The sequence below is a fragment of the Caulobacter sp. GW821-FHT10F06 genome (genome assembly GCF_058809215.1).
Map to the genome: position 1 here is coordinate 214,865 of NZ_JBXASK010000008.1, position 14,747 is coordinate 229,611.

At 67.3% G+C, this 14,747-nt stretch carries 14 protein-coding genes and 1 pseudogene; 4 read left to right on the forward strand and 11 right to left on the reverse strand.

Annotation, left to right across the window (positions count from 1 at the left end):
* Window positions 1–518: 518 nt before the first annotated feature.
* From rnc to AC1RUS_RS18390, 4 genes are all read right to left on the reverse strand, one after another.
* On the reverse strand, window positions 519–1,214 hold the full coding sequence (gene rnc, locus AC1RUS_RS18375) for a ribonuclease III (RefSeq protein WP_492918046.1): 696 nt from the start codon (window positions 1,212–1,214) through the stop codon (window positions 519–521).
* A gap of 9 nt (window positions 1,215–1,223) precedes the next feature.
* Entirely contained in the window at window positions 1,224–2,078 is an 855-nt protein-coding gene (lepB, locus tag AC1RUS_RS18380; protein ID WP_492918047.1) for a signal peptidase I, read from the reverse strand.
* 144 nt (window positions 2,079–2,222) lie between these two features.
* On the reverse strand, window positions 2,223–2,621 hold the full coding sequence (acpS, locus tag AC1RUS_RS18385; protein WP_492918048.1) for a holo-ACP synthase: 399 nt from the start codon (window positions 2,619–2,621) through the stop codon (window positions 2,223–2,225).
* Window positions 2,618–3,376, reverse strand: coding sequence for a pyridoxine 5'-phosphate synthase (locus AC1RUS_RS18390; RefSeq protein WP_492918049.1), 759 nt, complete (start codon window positions 3,374–3,376; stop codon window positions 2,618–2,620). Before AC1RUS_RS18390 ends, acpS begins: the two co-directional genes overlap by 4 nt.
* 257 nt (window positions 3,377–3,633) lie before the next feature.
* Between AC1RUS_RS18390 and AC1RUS_RS18395 the strand changes: the two genes are divergently transcribed.
* A complete protein-coding gene (locus AC1RUS_RS18395) occupies window positions 3,634–5,214 on the forward strand; it encodes an amidohydrolase (protein ID WP_492918121.1) in 1,581 nt (526 codons plus the stop codon).
* Here the strand turns inward: AC1RUS_RS18395 and pyrE are convergent, their stop codons facing one another.
* The gene (pyrE, locus tag AC1RUS_RS18400; protein WP_492055254.1) at window positions 5,215–5,802 is read right to left on the reverse strand and encodes an orotate phosphoribosyltransferase; all 588 of its coding nucleotides are present in this window, start codon (window positions 5,800–5,802) and stop codon (window positions 5,215–5,217) included.
* Window positions 5,803–5,877: 75 nt separating this feature from the next.
* On the opposite strand from pyrE, the gene AC1RUS_RS18405 reads away from it, so the two are divergent.
* Window positions 5,878–6,279 (forward strand): NUDIX domain-containing protein, encoded by a 402-nt coding sequence (locus AC1RUS_RS18405; protein WP_492918050.1) that lies wholly within the window; start codon window positions 5,878–5,880, stop codon window positions 6,277–6,279.
* On the opposite strand, the gene AC1RUS_RS18410 is transcribed toward AC1RUS_RS18405, so the two are convergent.
* The 4 genes from AC1RUS_RS18410 to folK all read right to left on the reverse strand — a co-directional run bounded on the left by AC1RUS_RS18410 (window position 6,276) and on the right by folK (window position 11,394).
* On the reverse strand, window positions 6,276–8,426 hold the full coding sequence (locus AC1RUS_RS18410) for a RelA/SpoT family protein (protein ID WP_492918122.1): 2,151 nt from the start codon (window positions 8,424–8,426) through the stop codon (window positions 6,276–6,278). The genes AC1RUS_RS18405 and AC1RUS_RS18410 overlap by 4 nt on opposite strands.
* A gap of 179 nt (window positions 8,427–8,605) precedes the next feature.
* The gene (gene rpoZ, locus AC1RUS_RS18415; RefSeq protein WP_035049486.1) at window positions 8,606–8,965 is read right to left on the reverse strand and encodes a DNA-directed RNA polymerase subunit omega; all 360 of its coding nucleotides are present in this window, start codon (window positions 8,963–8,965) and stop codon (window positions 8,606–8,608) included.
* Between the two features lie 142 nt (window positions 8,966–9,107).
* The gene (locus tag AC1RUS_RS18420; protein WP_492918051.1) at window positions 9,108–10,829 is read right to left on the reverse strand and encodes a cellulase family glycosylhydrolase; all 1,722 of its coding nucleotides are present in this window, start codon (window positions 10,827–10,829) and stop codon (window positions 9,108–9,110) included.
* Between the two features lie 76 nt (window positions 10,830–10,905).
* Window positions 10,906–11,394 (reverse strand): 2-amino-4-hydroxy-6-hydroxymethyldihydropteridine diphosphokinase, encoded by a 489-nt coding sequence (folK, locus tag AC1RUS_RS18425; RefSeq protein WP_492918052.1) that lies wholly within the window; start codon window positions 11,392–11,394, stop codon window positions 10,906–10,908.
* A gap of 39 nt (window positions 11,395–11,433) precedes the next feature.
* Between folK and AC1RUS_RS18430 the strand changes: the two genes are divergently transcribed.
* Window positions 11,434–12,033, forward strand: a complete 600-nt coding sequence (locus AC1RUS_RS18430) for a LabA-like NYN domain-containing protein (RefSeq protein WP_492918053.1) — start codon at window positions 11,434–11,436, stop codon at window positions 12,031–12,033.
* A complete protein-coding gene (locus tag AC1RUS_RS18435; RefSeq protein WP_492918054.1) occupies window positions 12,023–12,706 on the forward strand; it encodes a uracil-DNA glycosylase in 684 nt (227 codons plus the stop codon). The genes AC1RUS_RS18430 and AC1RUS_RS18435 overlap by 11 nt, the downstream gene beginning before the upstream one ends.
* Here AC1RUS_RS18435 and AC1RUS_RS18440 read toward each other — a convergent pair.
* Window positions 12,703–13,542: an alpha/beta hydrolase gene (locus tag AC1RUS_RS18440; protein WP_492918055.1), complete on the reverse strand. Its 840-nt coding sequence runs from the start codon at window positions 13,540–13,542 to the stop codon at window positions 12,703–12,705. The genes AC1RUS_RS18435 and AC1RUS_RS18440 overlap by 4 nt on opposite strands.
* Window positions 13,539–14,739: pseudogene (locus tag AC1RUS_RS18445) on the reverse strand (Gfo/Idh/MocA family protein). Before AC1RUS_RS18445 ends, AC1RUS_RS18440 begins: the two are co-directional and overlap by 4 nt.
* Window positions 14,740–14,747: the final 8 nt, after the last annotated feature.

Here is a 14,747-nt window from a genome sequence, read left to right on the forward strand (position 1 = left end):
ATAGAACGAAGCGAAATCAACGCCCTACAACTTTCTCGCAGCGCGCTCTCCTCCGCGCTCAAACCGCCCGCATACTCGATCTCACCTGACGGCATGGGAAGGGCGCTAGGCCGGCGACCTCGAGCGGCTGTCAGGGGTGATCGAGCGGGACACGTAGGCATGGGCTGAAATCGCCCATGCGGTCCGGAGCAAGCCAACGCTCCGCCCGCCGGGGGCCGAAGTCGGGAGCGGGTTAAAACCCCGCGCCTCGGAAGCTCTCGTCTGAAGATCACGCGGAGCGGACGGCTTCGTCGAAACGGTACTCACTACCCCACTCATCCGGACGTCGTCCGGACGCTCCGCAGCCCTTCCCATCACCATCGCAGCGAAAGCGCGAGGTTGCGGACGCTCGTGAGGACCCCCTCAGTCGCTCCGCGACAGCTCCCCCGAAGGGGAGCATCGACGTGGGTCGATCCTCCCCCTTTGGGGGAGGTGGCCGGAGGGCCGGAGGGGGTCCTCAACGGCGTTCGCCGAACGCGCTACCCCGCCCCTTCCCGCTCCAGCAGCGCCTTGGCCGCCGCCTTCTCAGCCTCCTGCCGCGATCGGCCGGTGGCGAACACCGGATCGACGCCCGCAACCACCACCTGCACGGTGAACACCGGCGCATGGTCCGGCCCGGTGCGGTCCTTGACCGCGTAGGTCGGCAGCGGCTTGCCCAGGCTCTGAGCCCATTCCTGCAAGGCGGTCTTGGGATCGCGCGGCTTTCCTTGGGAGGCGCGGTCGAACTCGGCGCTCCACAGGTCCAGGAACACCCGGCGGGCCGTCTCCAGGCCGCCGTCGCGGTAGAGCGCCGCCATCAGCGCCTCGCAGCCGCCGGCCAGGATCGACTCGGTCTCGCGACCGCCGATCTTGCTGGAGGACGCCGAAAGACGAAGGGCCGGACCCAGCTCGGCGGCCTTGGCCACCCGGGCGCAGGTCTCGCGGCTGACCAGGGCGTTCAGGCGCGGCGCCAGCTCGCCTTCCTTGGCCTGCGGGAAACGCTCGGCCAGGGCCTCGGCGGCCAGCAGGCCCAGCACGCGGTCGCCGATGAATTCGAGGACCTCGTTGTCGGCGGTCTTCTTGGCCCCGTCCCCGACGCTGGCGTGCGTCAGGGCCTGTTCCAGCAGCTTGCGGTCCGCGAAGGTATGACCGATCCGGCGCTCCAGGTCGCCGACGGCGACGACCCGTCTATCCATGGCTCAGGTTCACTTCAGGATGCGGAAGAAGCGGCTGGGCCGGGCGTCCAGCACCCAGGTCCAGGGCTTGAACAGCGCCGCGTTGCGGTTCCAGGACAACAGGATGATCTGGGCCTTGCCGACCAGGTTCTCGGCCGGAACGAAGCCGACGCCGGCCTCGTCGCCGATATACTGGTCCAGCTCATAGTCCCACTTGCAGACGCCGGGGCCGGTCTTGAACGGCGAGACGCCCGGATCGAAACGGCTGTCGGCCGAGTTGTCGCGGTTGTCGCCCATGAAGAAGTAGCAGCCCTCGGGCACGGTATAGACGCCGGTGTTGTCGCCGCGGCTGTCGGGACCGTAGTCCTGGGTGACGTACTTGCGGCCTTCCGGATTGGTTTCCTGGAAGCGCTGAACCTGCTGGGTGAAGCCATAGCCCATGTCGACCAGGGCCGGCGCCTGCGCGGCTTGGGCAAGGGGCTTGCCGTTGATGTTGATGACGCCCGAGCGGACCTGGACCTTGTCGCCCGGCATGCCGATCAGGCGCTTGATGTAGTCGGTGCGGCCGTCGCGCGGCAGCTTGAAGACGATGATGTCGCCGCGCTTGGGGGCGTGGCCCAGGATTCGGCCGTTGAAGATCGGCGGGCTGAACGGGATCGAGTGCTTGCTCCAGCCGTAGCTGAACTTGCTGACGATGATGTAGTCGCCTTCCAGCAGGTTCGGCTCCATCGAGCCCGACGGGATCGTGAAGGGCTGGAACAGCAGCACCCGCAGCACCAGGGCGATGCCGAGGGCGTAGGCCACCGTCTTGATGATCTCGATGAATTCCTTGACGGCGCCGCCCTTATCTTCTTCGGACGGCGAGGTGTCGGCGGCGTCGGTCATGCGGGCGCGGAGCTCTCAGGCAATGGGGTTCCGGCGAACCGGACAGGCTTAGCTAGACGGGCTTGGCGACAGGGGCAAGCTTTGCGCCGGGTAACCCGGCTTCATGGCCAAGGTTGGGCGCTGGCGGCTCCGCCAGAAAAGTCCTTATTCCGGAAGGGCTTCGATGATCACGAAGGCCTGGGCGTAGGGATGATCGTCGGTCAGCGACAAATGGACCACCGCCTTCATGCCGGCCGGGACCATGCGCGCCAGCTGCTCGGCGGCGCCGCCGGTCAGGGCCATGGTCGGCTTGCCCGACGGCAGGTTGACCACACCCATGCCGGCCAGATGCACGCCGCGTTTCAAGCCCGTGCCGAGCGCCTTGGAGCACGCCTCCTTGGCGGCGAAGCGCTTGGCGTAGCTGCTGGCGCGGTCGGGCTTGCGCTCGGACCGGGCGCGCTCGACGTCGGTGAACACCTTGTGGGTGAAGCGGTCGCCGAAACGCTCCAGAGACTTTTCGATGCGCCGGATGTCGCACAGGTCGGAGCCGATGCCGATGATCACGCGGCTGCCTCGAGGCGGGCGGCGTCCATCAGGGCGCGCATCCGATGAATGGCCTGCGGCAGACCCACGAAGATCGCCTCGCCGATCAGAAAGTGGCCGATATTGAGCTCGGCGATCTGCGGGATGGCGGCGATCGGCTTGACGGTGGCGTAGTCGATGCCGTGGCCGGCGTGAACCTCCAGGCCCAGGCTGGCGGCCAGGGCCGCGCCGGTCTTCAGGCGTTCCAGGATCGTGGCGGCGCGTTCGACGTGGCCCTCGCGGGCGGCGTCGCAATAGGCGCCGGTGTGCAGCTCGATGACCTGGGCGCCCAGGCGGTGCGAGGCTTCGATCTGGGCGGGCTCGGCGTCGATGAACAGCGAAACGCGGCTGCCGGCCTCGCGAAGCCGGCCGGTGGCGGCGGCGATGGCGTCATAGCCGCGCACGACGTCGAGGCCACCCTCGGTTGTGACCTCCTCGCGGCGCTCCGGCACCAGGCAGGCGGCGTGCGGCTTGGCGTTCAGGGCGATGCCGACCATCTCGTCGGTGACCGCCATCTCGAAGTTCAGCGGCTTGCCGCGCTTCAGGCACAGGTCAGTCAGCAGCGCGATGTCGGCGTCGGAGATGTGCCGGCGATCCTCGCGCAGGTGGGCGGTAATGCCGTCGGCGCCGGCCGCCAGGGCCAGCTCTGCGGCCCGCACGGGCTCGGGATAGCTGGAGCCACGGGCGTTCCGGATTGTGGCCACGTGGTCGATATTGACGCCCAGCCGGACGGTCATCTGCTGCTCGCTAGGAATGTCGAGACCTCGGTCGCTCGTTGTTCCGGCGCGGCCGACGCCGCGTCTCGTCCGCAGTCTATCGCCTGTGGGCCAAGAGTTGGAGACCTGAAAAGCGGCGCTGACGCTGTTCAGTTTCGCCTTACGGAAAACGGCGTGGACAGCGTTCGATCGGGCGCCCAAGGTCGCGTCCCTGACTAGTCAAAACGGGTGGGAACATGATCGGGACGAAAGCGGGCGCGCTGGGCTTGGCGCTGTTGATGTCGACGGCGGCGGGCTCGGCCCTAGCCGCTCAGAGCTATTCGGCAAGCGCCATCAAGAGCCTGAAGGCCAAGGCCGTGGCCGGCGTGGAGGCGCGAGCCAAGCTGTCCCAGGTGATGAACGACCAGATCTTCTCGTTCGGCGAGCTGGGCTTCCAGGAAGTCGAGACCTCGAAATACATCACCGGCGTGCTGGAAGAGAACGGCTTCAAGGTCACGCGCGGCGTGGCGGGCCTGCCCACCGGCTGGACGGCGACCTGGACGAACGGGACCGGCGGTCCGGTCATCGCCCTGGGCAGCGACATCGACTGCATCCCCAAGGCCTCGCAGAAGCCCGGCGTACCCTGGCACGACCCGATCGTTCCCGGCGCGCCCGGTCACGGCGAGGGCCACAATTCCGGCCAGGCGCTGAACGTGGTCGCGGCCCTGGCGCTCAAGGATCTGATGATCAAGGAGAACATCGCCGGGACCCTGATGCTGTGGCCCGGAGTCGCCGAAGAGCTGGTGGCGGGCAAGGCCTACATGGTCCGCGACGGCGTCTTCAAGGACGTGGACGCCACCATCTTCACCCATGTCGGCTCGAACCTGCAGACCAGCTGGGGCCCGTCGATCGGCACGGGCCTGGTGTCGGTGAAGTACAGCTTCCACGGCGAATCCGCCCACTCGGCCGGGGCGCCCTGGCGGGGCCGCAGCGCCTTGGACGCCGTCGAACTGATGGACATGGGCTGGAACATGCGCCGCGAGCATCTGCGACCAGAGCAGCGCTCGCACTCCGTGATCACGGACGGCGGCGACCAGCCCAACGTCGTGCCGTCGGAAGCCACGGTCTGGTACTATTTCCGCGAACAGAGCTTCGACGCGATCAAGAAGAACTACGCGATCGGCAACAAGATCGCCCAGGCCGCCGCCGACATGACCGACACCACGGTCGACCACATGCTGGTCGGCACAGCGGCCCCTCGCTACTACAACCGCCCGATGGCCGAGGCCGCCCAGGCCAATATCGAGGCCGTCGGCCTGCCCAAGTGGACGCCCGACGAGCAGGCCTTCGCCAAGGCGGTGCAGACCAATGTCGGCTCGACCAAGAAGGAAGGTCTCGACATCAAGCTGAAGGGCCTGACCGCGCCGGAGCCCAAGCCGGAAAGCGGCGGATCGGACGACATCGGCGACATCTCGTGGATCATGCCGACCATCACAATCAACTATCCGTCCAACATCCCCGACCTGCCCGGCCACCACTGGGCCAACGCCATCTCGATGGCCACGCCGATCGCCCACAAGGGCGTGGCGGCCGGCTCGAAGGTGGTGGCGATGACGGTGCTGGACCTGCTGACCCAGCCCAAGCTGCTGGACGCCTCCAAGGCCTGGTTCAAGGACGTCCAGACCAAGGATCAGAAGTACGTGCCGATGCTGTCGGCGACCGACAAGCCGCAGACCCAGATCAACGCCAACATCATGGCGACCTTCCGACCGGAGATGAGCAAGTACTATTACGATCCCAGCAAGTACGAGACCTATCTGGAGCAGCTGGGCGTCGCCTGGCCGGTCAAGCAGCTAACGCCGCCTGCTCCGACCAAGTGATTACTGAGCCTTCAGCCGGCGGCTGCCGGGATCCTCGATCGGGATCGCGGCCAGCTCCGGCGGCAGGGCGTCGGCGGGATAGGCCGGCACTTCCAGGCTGCACAGCGAGACCAGCGGCACGCCGACATCGACCTTGCCGCCCGAGCGATCGACGATGCAGGCGGCGGCGATGACGTCGCCGCCGGCCTCCTGGATCGCAGCGATGCACTCGCGCGACGACAGGCCGGTGGTGACGATGTCCTCGACCATCACGACCTTCTGGCCGGGCTCCAGGTGGAAGCCGCGCCGGAACTTGAAGCCGCCGCCCTCGCGCTCGACATAGATCGAGGCGACGTTCAGGTGGCGGGCGGTCTCGTAGCCGGGAATGATCCCGCCGACGGCCGGCGACACCGCCACGTCGGGCTGGCCGACGGTGGCGACGATCTTCTCAGCCAGGGCCTTGCACAGGCGCTCGCAGCGCTCGGGCCGCATGAACACAAGGTTCTTCTGCAGGAACACCGGGCTGTGCAGGCCGCTGGACAGCACGAAGTGGCCTTCGCGCAGAGCCCCTGCGGCGCGGAATTCGTCGAGGACGTCATCATTGGTCATGAGCAGGCGATATAGCCGACGCCCTTGAGTCTTCCAACGCCTTGCGCGACGCCGCCAATTTGGCTCTATCGCGCCATGACCGAACCTCTCCGCCCCCGCGTCGGCTGCGGCGCCGCCATCCTCGACGACCAGGGCCGACTGCTGCTGGTCAAGCGGATCAAGAACCCCGAGGCCGCGCACTGGGGCGTGCCCGGCGGCAAGCTGGACTGGGGCGAAGCCGCTCGCACCTGCGCCGAACGCGAGATCCACGAGGAACTGGGGATCACCCTGGTCGCCGGCCCTGTGCTGGCGGTGACCGACATGATCGCCGACGACTATCACTGGCTGGCGATCACCTATCGCGCCGGAAGCTTCTCGGGCGAACCGTCGATCCAGGAGGACCACGCGCTGTCGGAGTGGGGCTGGTTCGCGTTGGACGCCCTGCCCTCGCCCCTGACAGCGTCGACGGCGGACGCGGTGGCGGCCCTGAAAGCCTAGCCTCGGGTGCGATCCACGGTCTCGACCGACGGGCAGGCCCGAAGCGCGGCCGAGATGTTGGTCAGATGCTTGGCGTCGCGGACCTCGACATCGATATCGGTGTCGAAGAAGTCGCTCTGGCGATGGTGCATGCGCAGGTTGACGATGTTGCCGCCCGCCTCGCCGATGATCGTGCAGACCTGCCCCAGCACGCCCGGTGCGTTCTGAATCGTGGCGTGCAGGCGGGTCAGCGACACCGTCTCGCGCTCGGCCTCAGGCGTCCAGTTGAGGTCGCGCCACAGGTCCTCACGGTCCTCGTAGTCGGCCAGCTTCGGACAATCGATGGTGTGGACGTCCAGGCCTTCACCGTCCTCGCGCAGGATGCCGACGATGCGATCGCCCGGCACCGGGCTGCAGCAATGGGCGAAGTGCAGCGAGACCCCGGGGGTCAGGCCGCCGCCGCGCACATAGAGCCGCGCGCCCTTGCCGCCCTCGATCTTGCGACGCGCCGAGGCGGCCGCCATCTCGGTGTCCTTCATGCCCGGGAATGCGGTTTCCAGAACCTGGCTGGGCGAGACCCGGCCACGACCGACGGCGTCGAACAGCGACTCCTCGGTCTCCAGGGCGAAGCGCTCGAGGATCGGACGCAGCGAGACGTCCTTCAGCCGCTTGCCGGCCCGCTCGAAGATCTGCTCCACCGAGGCCCGGCCCAGGCGCAGGAACTCTTCCTTCTCGGTCTGGCGGATGTGGCGACGGATGGCCGAGCGGGCCCGGCCCGTCACGGTCAGCGAGCGCCAGTCGGGCGGCACCACGGGCTTGGAGCCGCGGATGACTTCGACGACGTCGCCGTTGTTGAGGCCCGTGCGCAGCGGCTTCAGCTCGCCATTGATCTTCACGCCGATGCAGGTGTCGCCGACGCTGGTGTGGACGGCATAGGCGAAGTCCAGAGGCATGGCCCCGCGCGGCAGGCTGACCAGCTTGCCCTTGGGGGTGAACACGAACACCTGGTCGAGGAACATCTCGAGCTTGGCGTGCTCGACCAGCTCCTCGGCGTCGCCGCCGTGTTCCAGCACCTGGACCAGCTGGCGCAGGTTGGCCAGCGGATCGCGGCCGCCGGCGGCTTCCATGCCTTCCAGGTCTAGGCCGTACGAGGCGTCCTTGTAGCGGAAGTGAGCGGCCACGCCCTCTTCGTTGACGCGATCCATGGCCTCGGTGCGGATCTGCATCTCGATGCGCATGCCGCGCGGACCGACCACCGTGGTGTGCAGCGAGCGGTAGTTGTTCCGCTTGGGGGTCGAAATGAAGTCCTTGAACCGGTCGGGCACGCTGGACCAGGCCCGGTGGACGACGCCCAGGGCCTTGTAGCAATCCTCTTCGCTGTCGACGATCACGCGGAAGGCGTAGATGTCGGACATCTGCGAGAAGCCGATCGATTTGCGCTGCAGCTTGCGCCAGATCGAATAGGGCGACTTTTCCCGCCCGAAGACCCGGGCCGGCAGGCCGGCAGCGTCGAGGCGCGCGGCGATCTCCTGGCTGACCAGGGCCACCGCCCCGCCCTGCTCGGCGCGCAGGGTGTCCAGCCGGCGGACGATCGCGTTGCGGGCCACCGGATTGGTGTGCTCGAACGACAGTTCTTCCAGCTCGGTGCAGATCCGGTGGCAGCCGATGTTGCGGGCCAGCGGCGCATAGATGTCGCGGGTCTCGCGAGCGATCCGCTCGCGCTTGGCCTGGGCCTTGATGAAGTGCAGCGTCCGCATGTTGTGCAGACGGTCGGCCAGCTTCACCAGCAGGACGCGGACGTCCTTGCTGATCGCCAGGATGAATTTGCGCAGGTTCTCGGCCTGGCGCGAATGCTCGGCCTGGAGCTCCAACTTCGAAAGCTTGGTGACGCCCTCGACCAGCTCGGCCACCTCGGCGCCGAACAGGCCCTCGATGTCCTCGCGGGTGACCGGGGTGTCCTCGATCACGTCGTGCAGCAGGGCCGTGACGATGGTCGCGGTGTCGAGCCGGTATTCGGTGAGAATGCCCGCCACCTCGATCGGGTGAGCGTAGTACGGGTCGCCGCTGGCGCGGGTCTGACTGCCGTGCATCCGCATGGCGTAGACATAGGCGCGGTTCAGCAGGGCTTCGTCGGCGGTCGGGTCGTAGGAGTGGACCCGCTCGATCAGTTCATACTGGCGAAGGAACTTCTGGCGCGGCTTCGGCGCCGGCGCGGCCGCCGGCTCGCCGGAGGCCTGAAACGAAGACGCGCCCGAATCCGCCTCTGTCGAGGAAGATTCAGGCGCGCGTTCGGAAGGAGCGGCGGCTGGCGCCGCTTCAAGGGTCAGAGGGTCTGCGCCGTCGGGGCTCAGTACCGCTCCTCCTGACCGCCGTCGCGGTCGCTCTGCAGGGCGCGAACCAGTTCCAGCTCGCTCATCTGCATGTGGCTCGGATCAGCCAGCAGGGCCAGGGTTTCGGCTTCTTCTTCAGCCTCGGTGTGCTCGTCGACGCGTTGCAGCGTGCTGATGAGCTGTTCCTTCAGGCCTTCGTGGTCGACGACGTCGTCGGCGATTTCGCGCAGGGCGACGACAGGGTTCTTGTCGTTGTCGCGGTCGACCAGCAGGGCCGCGCCGGCCGAGATGCCGCGCGCCCGGTGGGCGGACAGCAGGACGAGCGCGAAGCGGTTCGGAACCTTCTCGACGCAATCTTCGACGGTGACGCGGGCCATGAATTCCTCGGGCTAGCCGTGATGCTCTGCAAAAATAAGCAGCCCGACGACGTTACGCAACGTCGCCCGGGTTGTCGCCCATCTTTCGCGAGGGGGCGCTTATGCCTGCTTCGCCACATGAAGTCCAGTGCGGCAAGCGTCGCTATGGCTTCGACAATTCCAGCGACAGCATCTCGCCGACCTGCGCGCCCGCTTCGACCCGCACGACATTGTCGCCGCGCTTCAAGCGCACGCCCTTCACGACGAAGGTTTTCCAGCGCCCCTCGCCCGGTCCGGCCTCAACGCCCGCGACCGGCGGCGCGCCGTTCACGCCCACCAGGACCGGCGTCGTGGCTCGAACCATCACCTCGCTCACGCCGTCTCGCGCGGCCACGACGGTGTAGCGCAGCCACTCGCCGGGCTCGAAGCGGTCGACGAAAGGCGTGCCGTCGGCCTCCCGCCCGATGTCGACGCCGTCGTTGCGATAGGTGCGGCCATGGTTCCAGGCCGTGCGCTCCTTGCCGGTCGAGACATGATAGTTGGCCGCGTCGTTGTCGGCATAGGCCACGCCGACGCGGCCCAGGTCATAGTCCGCCGCCAGGATCGGCTTGCCGGCGACCAGCGGCCCGAACGGCTTGGCCGCGTCCGAGCCCGGCTGGCGGAACATGGCGTCGATGACGTCGGGATGCTGGACGTTGGCCTCGAAGCGGATGTCGTGCCGAGCCAGCCGCATCAGCGTGGCGTAGGTCTCATCCGCTTCGGGCTTTGGCCCACCCTCGGTCCAATAGGCGACCAGCTTGGCCCAGCCCGGATTGGGCGTGATCTCCAGCGGCTGATTGAAGCCGATCTTCTTCAGCGGCCAGAAGGCCCAGCCGATACCCTCGCCTTCCACCAGCCGAATGGCGTCGGCGAACCAGACGTTGGAGTTCTCGCCGGACTCGCCCAGCCACACCGGCATGGCGTTGTCGTCGCGCAGCTTCAGGATCGCCGCGATCGAGTCCGGCGTGTTGACGTTCCAGTACTTGTGGAACGAGAGCGCCATGTTGGCGTCCCACTTGGGCAGGACGCCGGCGTAGTTGTTGCCCCAGCAATTGCCCTCGACGATGACGAGGTGCTTGTCGTCGACTTCGCGGATGGCCTGGGTGATCCGCATCTGCAGGTCGCGGACCGGACCGTTGACCTTCTCGTCGCAGCCATTGCCCTTGCCCGGCGTGGCGAAGCTCCAGTTGGGCTCGTTGATCAGGTCGTAACCGCCGATCCACGGTTCGCCCGCATAGCGCGCCGCCAGCTTGCGCCACAGGGCGATGGTCTTGCGCTGGTTCTCGGGGCTGTCCCAAAGCGACGGCTTGGTCGGATCGCGATCCGAGATCGCCAAGTCGTTACCCTGGCCTCCCGGCGCAGCGTGCAGGTCGAGGATCAGATAGATCCCATTGGCCTTGCTCCAGGCCAGAAGGTCGTCGATCCGCTTGAAGCCGTACTCATGCCAGGTGTCGACGCCGGCCACCGGCTCCTGGTCGACCGGCAGGGTCAGCAGGTCGAAATGGATCGGCAGGCGCACCGAGTTGAAGCCCCACCGTCCCATCGCCTTGAGGTCGGCTTCGGTCGTGTGGTTGTCGAGCCAGGCCCTGTAGAACTCGGCGGCGCGTTGCTCGCCGACCAGTTCGGTGATCTTGCCGCGAATGACCTGCTGCGGCCCCAGCTTGCCCAGCTGGAGCATGTAGCCCTCCTGCAGCATCCAGCCGCCAAGGCCCATGCCGCGCAGGATCACCGGCTTGCCCGAGCCATCCACGATCCGCTTGCCGTCTGCGTGGAGATAGCCGTCGGCCGCCGCCGGCGTGGCCAGCAACAGGGCGCACAGAGCCAGGCAGGCGGCGCGAAGTTTCATGATGTCGTCCCTAATGATTGGGCGCGATCATCCCGACGGCGGCGAGCGATGCAAGGCGAAGTTCAGGGGGCCAGGTTCAGGGCGAGGCGTCGGCGCCCACCGTAGCCGTTCGCGCCAGTTGGACGGCGGTCTCGCCGCTGACCGGATGACGCCAGTCCGGCGCGATCTGCGCCAGCGGCCCCATCACGAACAGCCGCTCGTGAGCCCGAGGATGCGGCACGATCAGCTGGCCGGACATCACCACGCGACCGTGGGCGATCAGGTCCAGGTCCAGGGTCCGAGGCGCATTGAGCGCCGCCCGCTCGCGACCGAACCGCGCCTCCAGGCGATGCAGAGCGGCCAGGACCTCGGCCGGCGCCAGGCTCGTCTCGACCACCGCCACGCCGTTCAGATAGGCCGGCGCCGTCGGGTCTGGCCAGGCCTCCGAGGTCCACCAGGACGATCGCGCCAGCACCCTCAAGCCTTCGGACGGAAAGGCCTCCAGCGCGGCTTCCAACAAGGCTTCGCGACTCGTATAGGCTCCGGGCAGATTGCAGCCGAGCGCCACGACAACGGCCTCGTTCAAGTCATTTCGATCGACCGTATTTTTCAAGGAATTCCCGCGTTGACCTTCTATCCCACCGACCGGATCGCCCTGTTCATCGACGGGGCGAACCTCTATTCGGCCGCCAAGGCGCTAGGCTTCGACATCGACTACCGCAAGCTGCTGGACGAGTTCAAAAAGCGCGGCGTGCTGATCCGGGCCTATTACTACACCGCCATCGCCGAGAACGACGACTATTCGCCCATTCGCCCCCTGGTCGACTGGCTCGACTACAACGGCTTCACCCTGGTGACCAAGCCCGCCCGCGAGTTCACCGACAGCCAGGGCCGCAAGCGTTGGCGCGGCGACATGGACATCGAGATCGCCGTCGACATGATGCAGATGGCCGAGACCGCCGACCACTTGGTGCTGTTCTCCGGCGACGGCGACTTCCGCGCCCTGGTCGAGGCCGTGCAGCGCAAGGGCCGCCGCGTCACCGTGGTCTCGACCATGAAGAGCCAGCCGCCGATGACCAGCGACGACCTGCGTCGCCAGGCCGACAACTTCGTCGACCTCAACGACCTGGGCGCCATCATCGGCCGCCCGCAGCGCGCCCCAGCGCCACGCCCCACCGCCGACGCCCGCACCCCGGCCGAGCGCGAGGCCGACGATGAATACTGATCAGCCCTCCAACATCGTCGGCGAACGGGTTCCCAATCCGGCCGAGCCGCCGCGCGACTGTCCGCTGTGCCCGCGCCTAGTGGCCTATCGCCGCGAGAACCAAGAGCTCTATCCCGATTGGTTCAACGGCCCCGCCCCGTCGTTCGGCGACAAGGACGCTCGGCTACTGGTCGTGGGTCTGGCCCCCGGCCGCAAGGGCGCCAACCGCACCGGCCGACCCTTCACCGGCGACTATGCGGGGACCCTGCTCTACGACACCCTGATCAAGTTCGGCTTCGCCACCGGCAAGTTCGAGGCGCGGCCCGATGACTCGCTGAAGCTGATCGGCAGCGCGGTGACCAACGCCGTCCGCTGCGCCCCGCCCGGCAACAAGCCTGAGACTTCCGAGGAGAACAACTGCCGGCCGTTCCTGACGGCGCGGCTGGAGATGTTCCCCAAGCTGAAGGCCATCGTCACTCTGGGCGACGTCTCGCGGCGCAATCTGCTGAAGGCCGTCGGCCTGAGGGCGTCAGCCGGCGTTCCGGGCCACGGCTCGGAGTTCCAGGCCGGGCCCTATCGGGTGTTCAACAGCTATCACTGCTCGCGCCTCAACACGAACACCGGGCGCCTGACGACGCCGATGTTCGAGGCGCTGTTCGCGCGGGTGAAGGCCTATCTGGACGAAAATCCCTAGCGGGGCTTCATCCAGCCGTTGTCGTTCAGCCAGTCGACCAGCAGGTTCGGCCAATGCTTGAATGAGGCCTGGTCCTTGCGAAGACCCATGTTGAAGGCGTGGCCGCCGGCCTGGAATAGGTGCAGCTCGACCGGCGTCTTGGCGGCGCGGAACTTGGACAACAGGTCGACCAGCGGCGCCGAGCAGCACTCGTCGTCATTGGCGGCGATCAGGAAGGCGGGCGGCGCGTCCGCCGGAACCTTGTCGGGAACGCCCAAAGGCCCCGGATAGACCAGCACCTGGAAGTCCGGCCGGGCGCTGACCTGATCGATGGCGTCAACCTTCGGATCGCTGGCCAGCGCGCCTTGGTAGACTTCGAGGTTCGCCGTCTCGCCGCCGGCCGAGAAGCCCATCAGGCCGATCCGCTTGGGGTCAATCCCGAACTCGGTCGCGTGGCTGCGCACCCACCGGACGCCCCGCACCGCGTCCTGGCGGGCATGCTCGATCGTGTAGGGCGAGCCCTCCTCGCGAAACAGCCGGTACTTGATGATGAAGACCGCGACGCCGGCCGGGTTCATCACCTTGGCGACGTCCGTGCCTTCCGAGCGGATCACCAGGATCTTGTGACCACCGCCCGGCAGCACGACCAGGGCCGCGCCGGTGGCGATCTCCTTGGGCGGCAGATAGACCGTGACCGAGGGGTTGTTGATGCTCCTGAGCCAGTAGTCACCGGCGACCTCGGCAATGTCCTTGCGGCTCTCGAAGCCCGGCGCGCCATTCGGCCACAGCGAGATCTGCTGCTGGGCAAAAGCGACACTGGGCGCCAGCAGCGCAGCGGCGAGGACCAGCGCCCTCACAGCTTTACCGTCCGGCCTTCGCGAGCGGCGCGGTAGATGGCCTCAATAACCCGCAGGTCCTTCACCCCTTCCTCACCGCCGACGATCGGCTCGCGGCCAGCCAGGATGCATTCGGAGAAGTGATCCAGCTGCCCGGAGAACTGGTTCTTGCGGGTCGGCGCCGGCTCGCGCGGCGCGGTCTGGCCGCCCAGTTGGGCGCGCATCACTTGGCCCTGGTAGCTGGTGGCCGGATCGATCTCGACCCAGCCCTTGGGGCCAGAGACCCGGTAGCGGTTGACGTTGACGCTGTAGGCCGAGACGCAGTTGGCCGTCGCGCCGGACGGGAACAGGAGCTGGAAGTTGATGATGTCCTCCACCTCCTTGAATCGGATGTTCGAGCGGTCGGTGGACTCGACGGCGTTGACCGCGACGGGCTCCTCGCCGGTCAGGTAGCGGGCGGCGTTGAGGCTGTAGATGCCGATGTCCATCAGGCTGCCCCCGCCCGCCAGCGCCCGGTTCAGCCGCCACTGGGTGGGATCGCCGATCGTGAAGCCGTGGTCGGCCACGACGGTCCGAACGGGTCCAAGCGCCCCTTCCCGCGCCAACTTGATGGCCTCGATGTTGTGGGGCTGGAAACGGCTGCGATAGCCGATCATCAGCTTGCGCCCGGCGGCCTTGCAGGCGGCGATCATCGCCTCGCCGTCGGCGACCGAGGTCGCCATGGGCTTCTCGCACATCACATGCTTGCCGGCCTTGGCAGCGCGTTCGGTGAAGGCGCGGTGCAGGCTGTTGGGCGTGATGATGTAGACGATGTCGACGTCCGGATTGTCGATGATCCGGTCGAAGGTTTCGTAGCTGTAGAGCCCGCTGTCGGGCACGCCGTACTGCGCGCCGAAGGTCTTCAGCTTGTCGGGCGAGCCGCTGACCAGGGCCGCGATCCTGGAATGCTCACACTCGGCGAAGCGCGGCATGATGATCCGGGTGGCGTAGTAGCCCAGCCCCAGGATCGCATAGCCCAGCTTGCGGCCAGGCTCCTGAGCCAGGCCCCGCAGCGGCCGCATGGCGACACCCGCGGCCAGGCCGGCGGCGAGAAAGGCGCGTTTGTTGATCCCGTCCATGGCGACCTACCAGACCGCGCCGGTGGTCTTGGTGCGGATCCGCGCCAGGACATGGTTGGAGGTCAGGAACAGCGTCTTGCCATCCTCGCCGAACGTGCAGTTGGCGGT

Coding starts and splice junctions, on each gene's coding strand:
- AC1RUS_RS18405 (WP_492918050.1), top strand. CDS start 5,878: ATGACCGAACCTCTCCGCCCCCGCGTCGGCTGCGGCGCCGCCATCCTC.
- AC1RUS_RS18420 (WP_492918051.1), bottom strand. CDS start 10,829: ATGAAACTTCGCGCCGCCTGCCTGGCTCTGTGCGCCCTGTTGCTGGCC.
- AC1RUS_RS18390 (WP_492918049.1), bottom strand. CDS start 3,376: ATGACCGTCCGGCTGGGCGTCAATATCGACCACGTGGCCACAATCCGG.
- rnc (WP_492918046.1), bottom strand. CDS start 1,214: ATGGATAGACGGGTCGTCGCCGTCGGCGACCTGGAGCGCCGGATCGGT.
- lepB (WP_492918047.1), bottom strand. CDS start 2,078: ATGACCGACGCCGCCGACACCTCGCCGTCCGAAGAAGATAAGGGCGGC.
- rpoZ (WP_035049486.1), bottom strand. CDS start 8,965: ATGGCCCGCGTCACCGTCGAAGATTGCGTCGAGAAGGTTCCGAACCGC.
- AC1RUS_RS18395 (WP_492918121.1), top strand. CDS start 3,634: ATGTCGACGGCGGCGGGCTCGGCCCTAGCCGCTCAGAGCTATTCGGCA.
- AC1RUS_RS18435 (WP_492918054.1), top strand. CDS start 12,023: ATGAATACTGATCAGCCCTCCAACATCGTCGGCGAACGGGTTCCCAAT.
- pyrE (WP_492055254.1), bottom strand. CDS start 5,802: ATGACCAATGATGACGTCCTCGACGAATTCCGCGCCGCAGGGGCTCTG.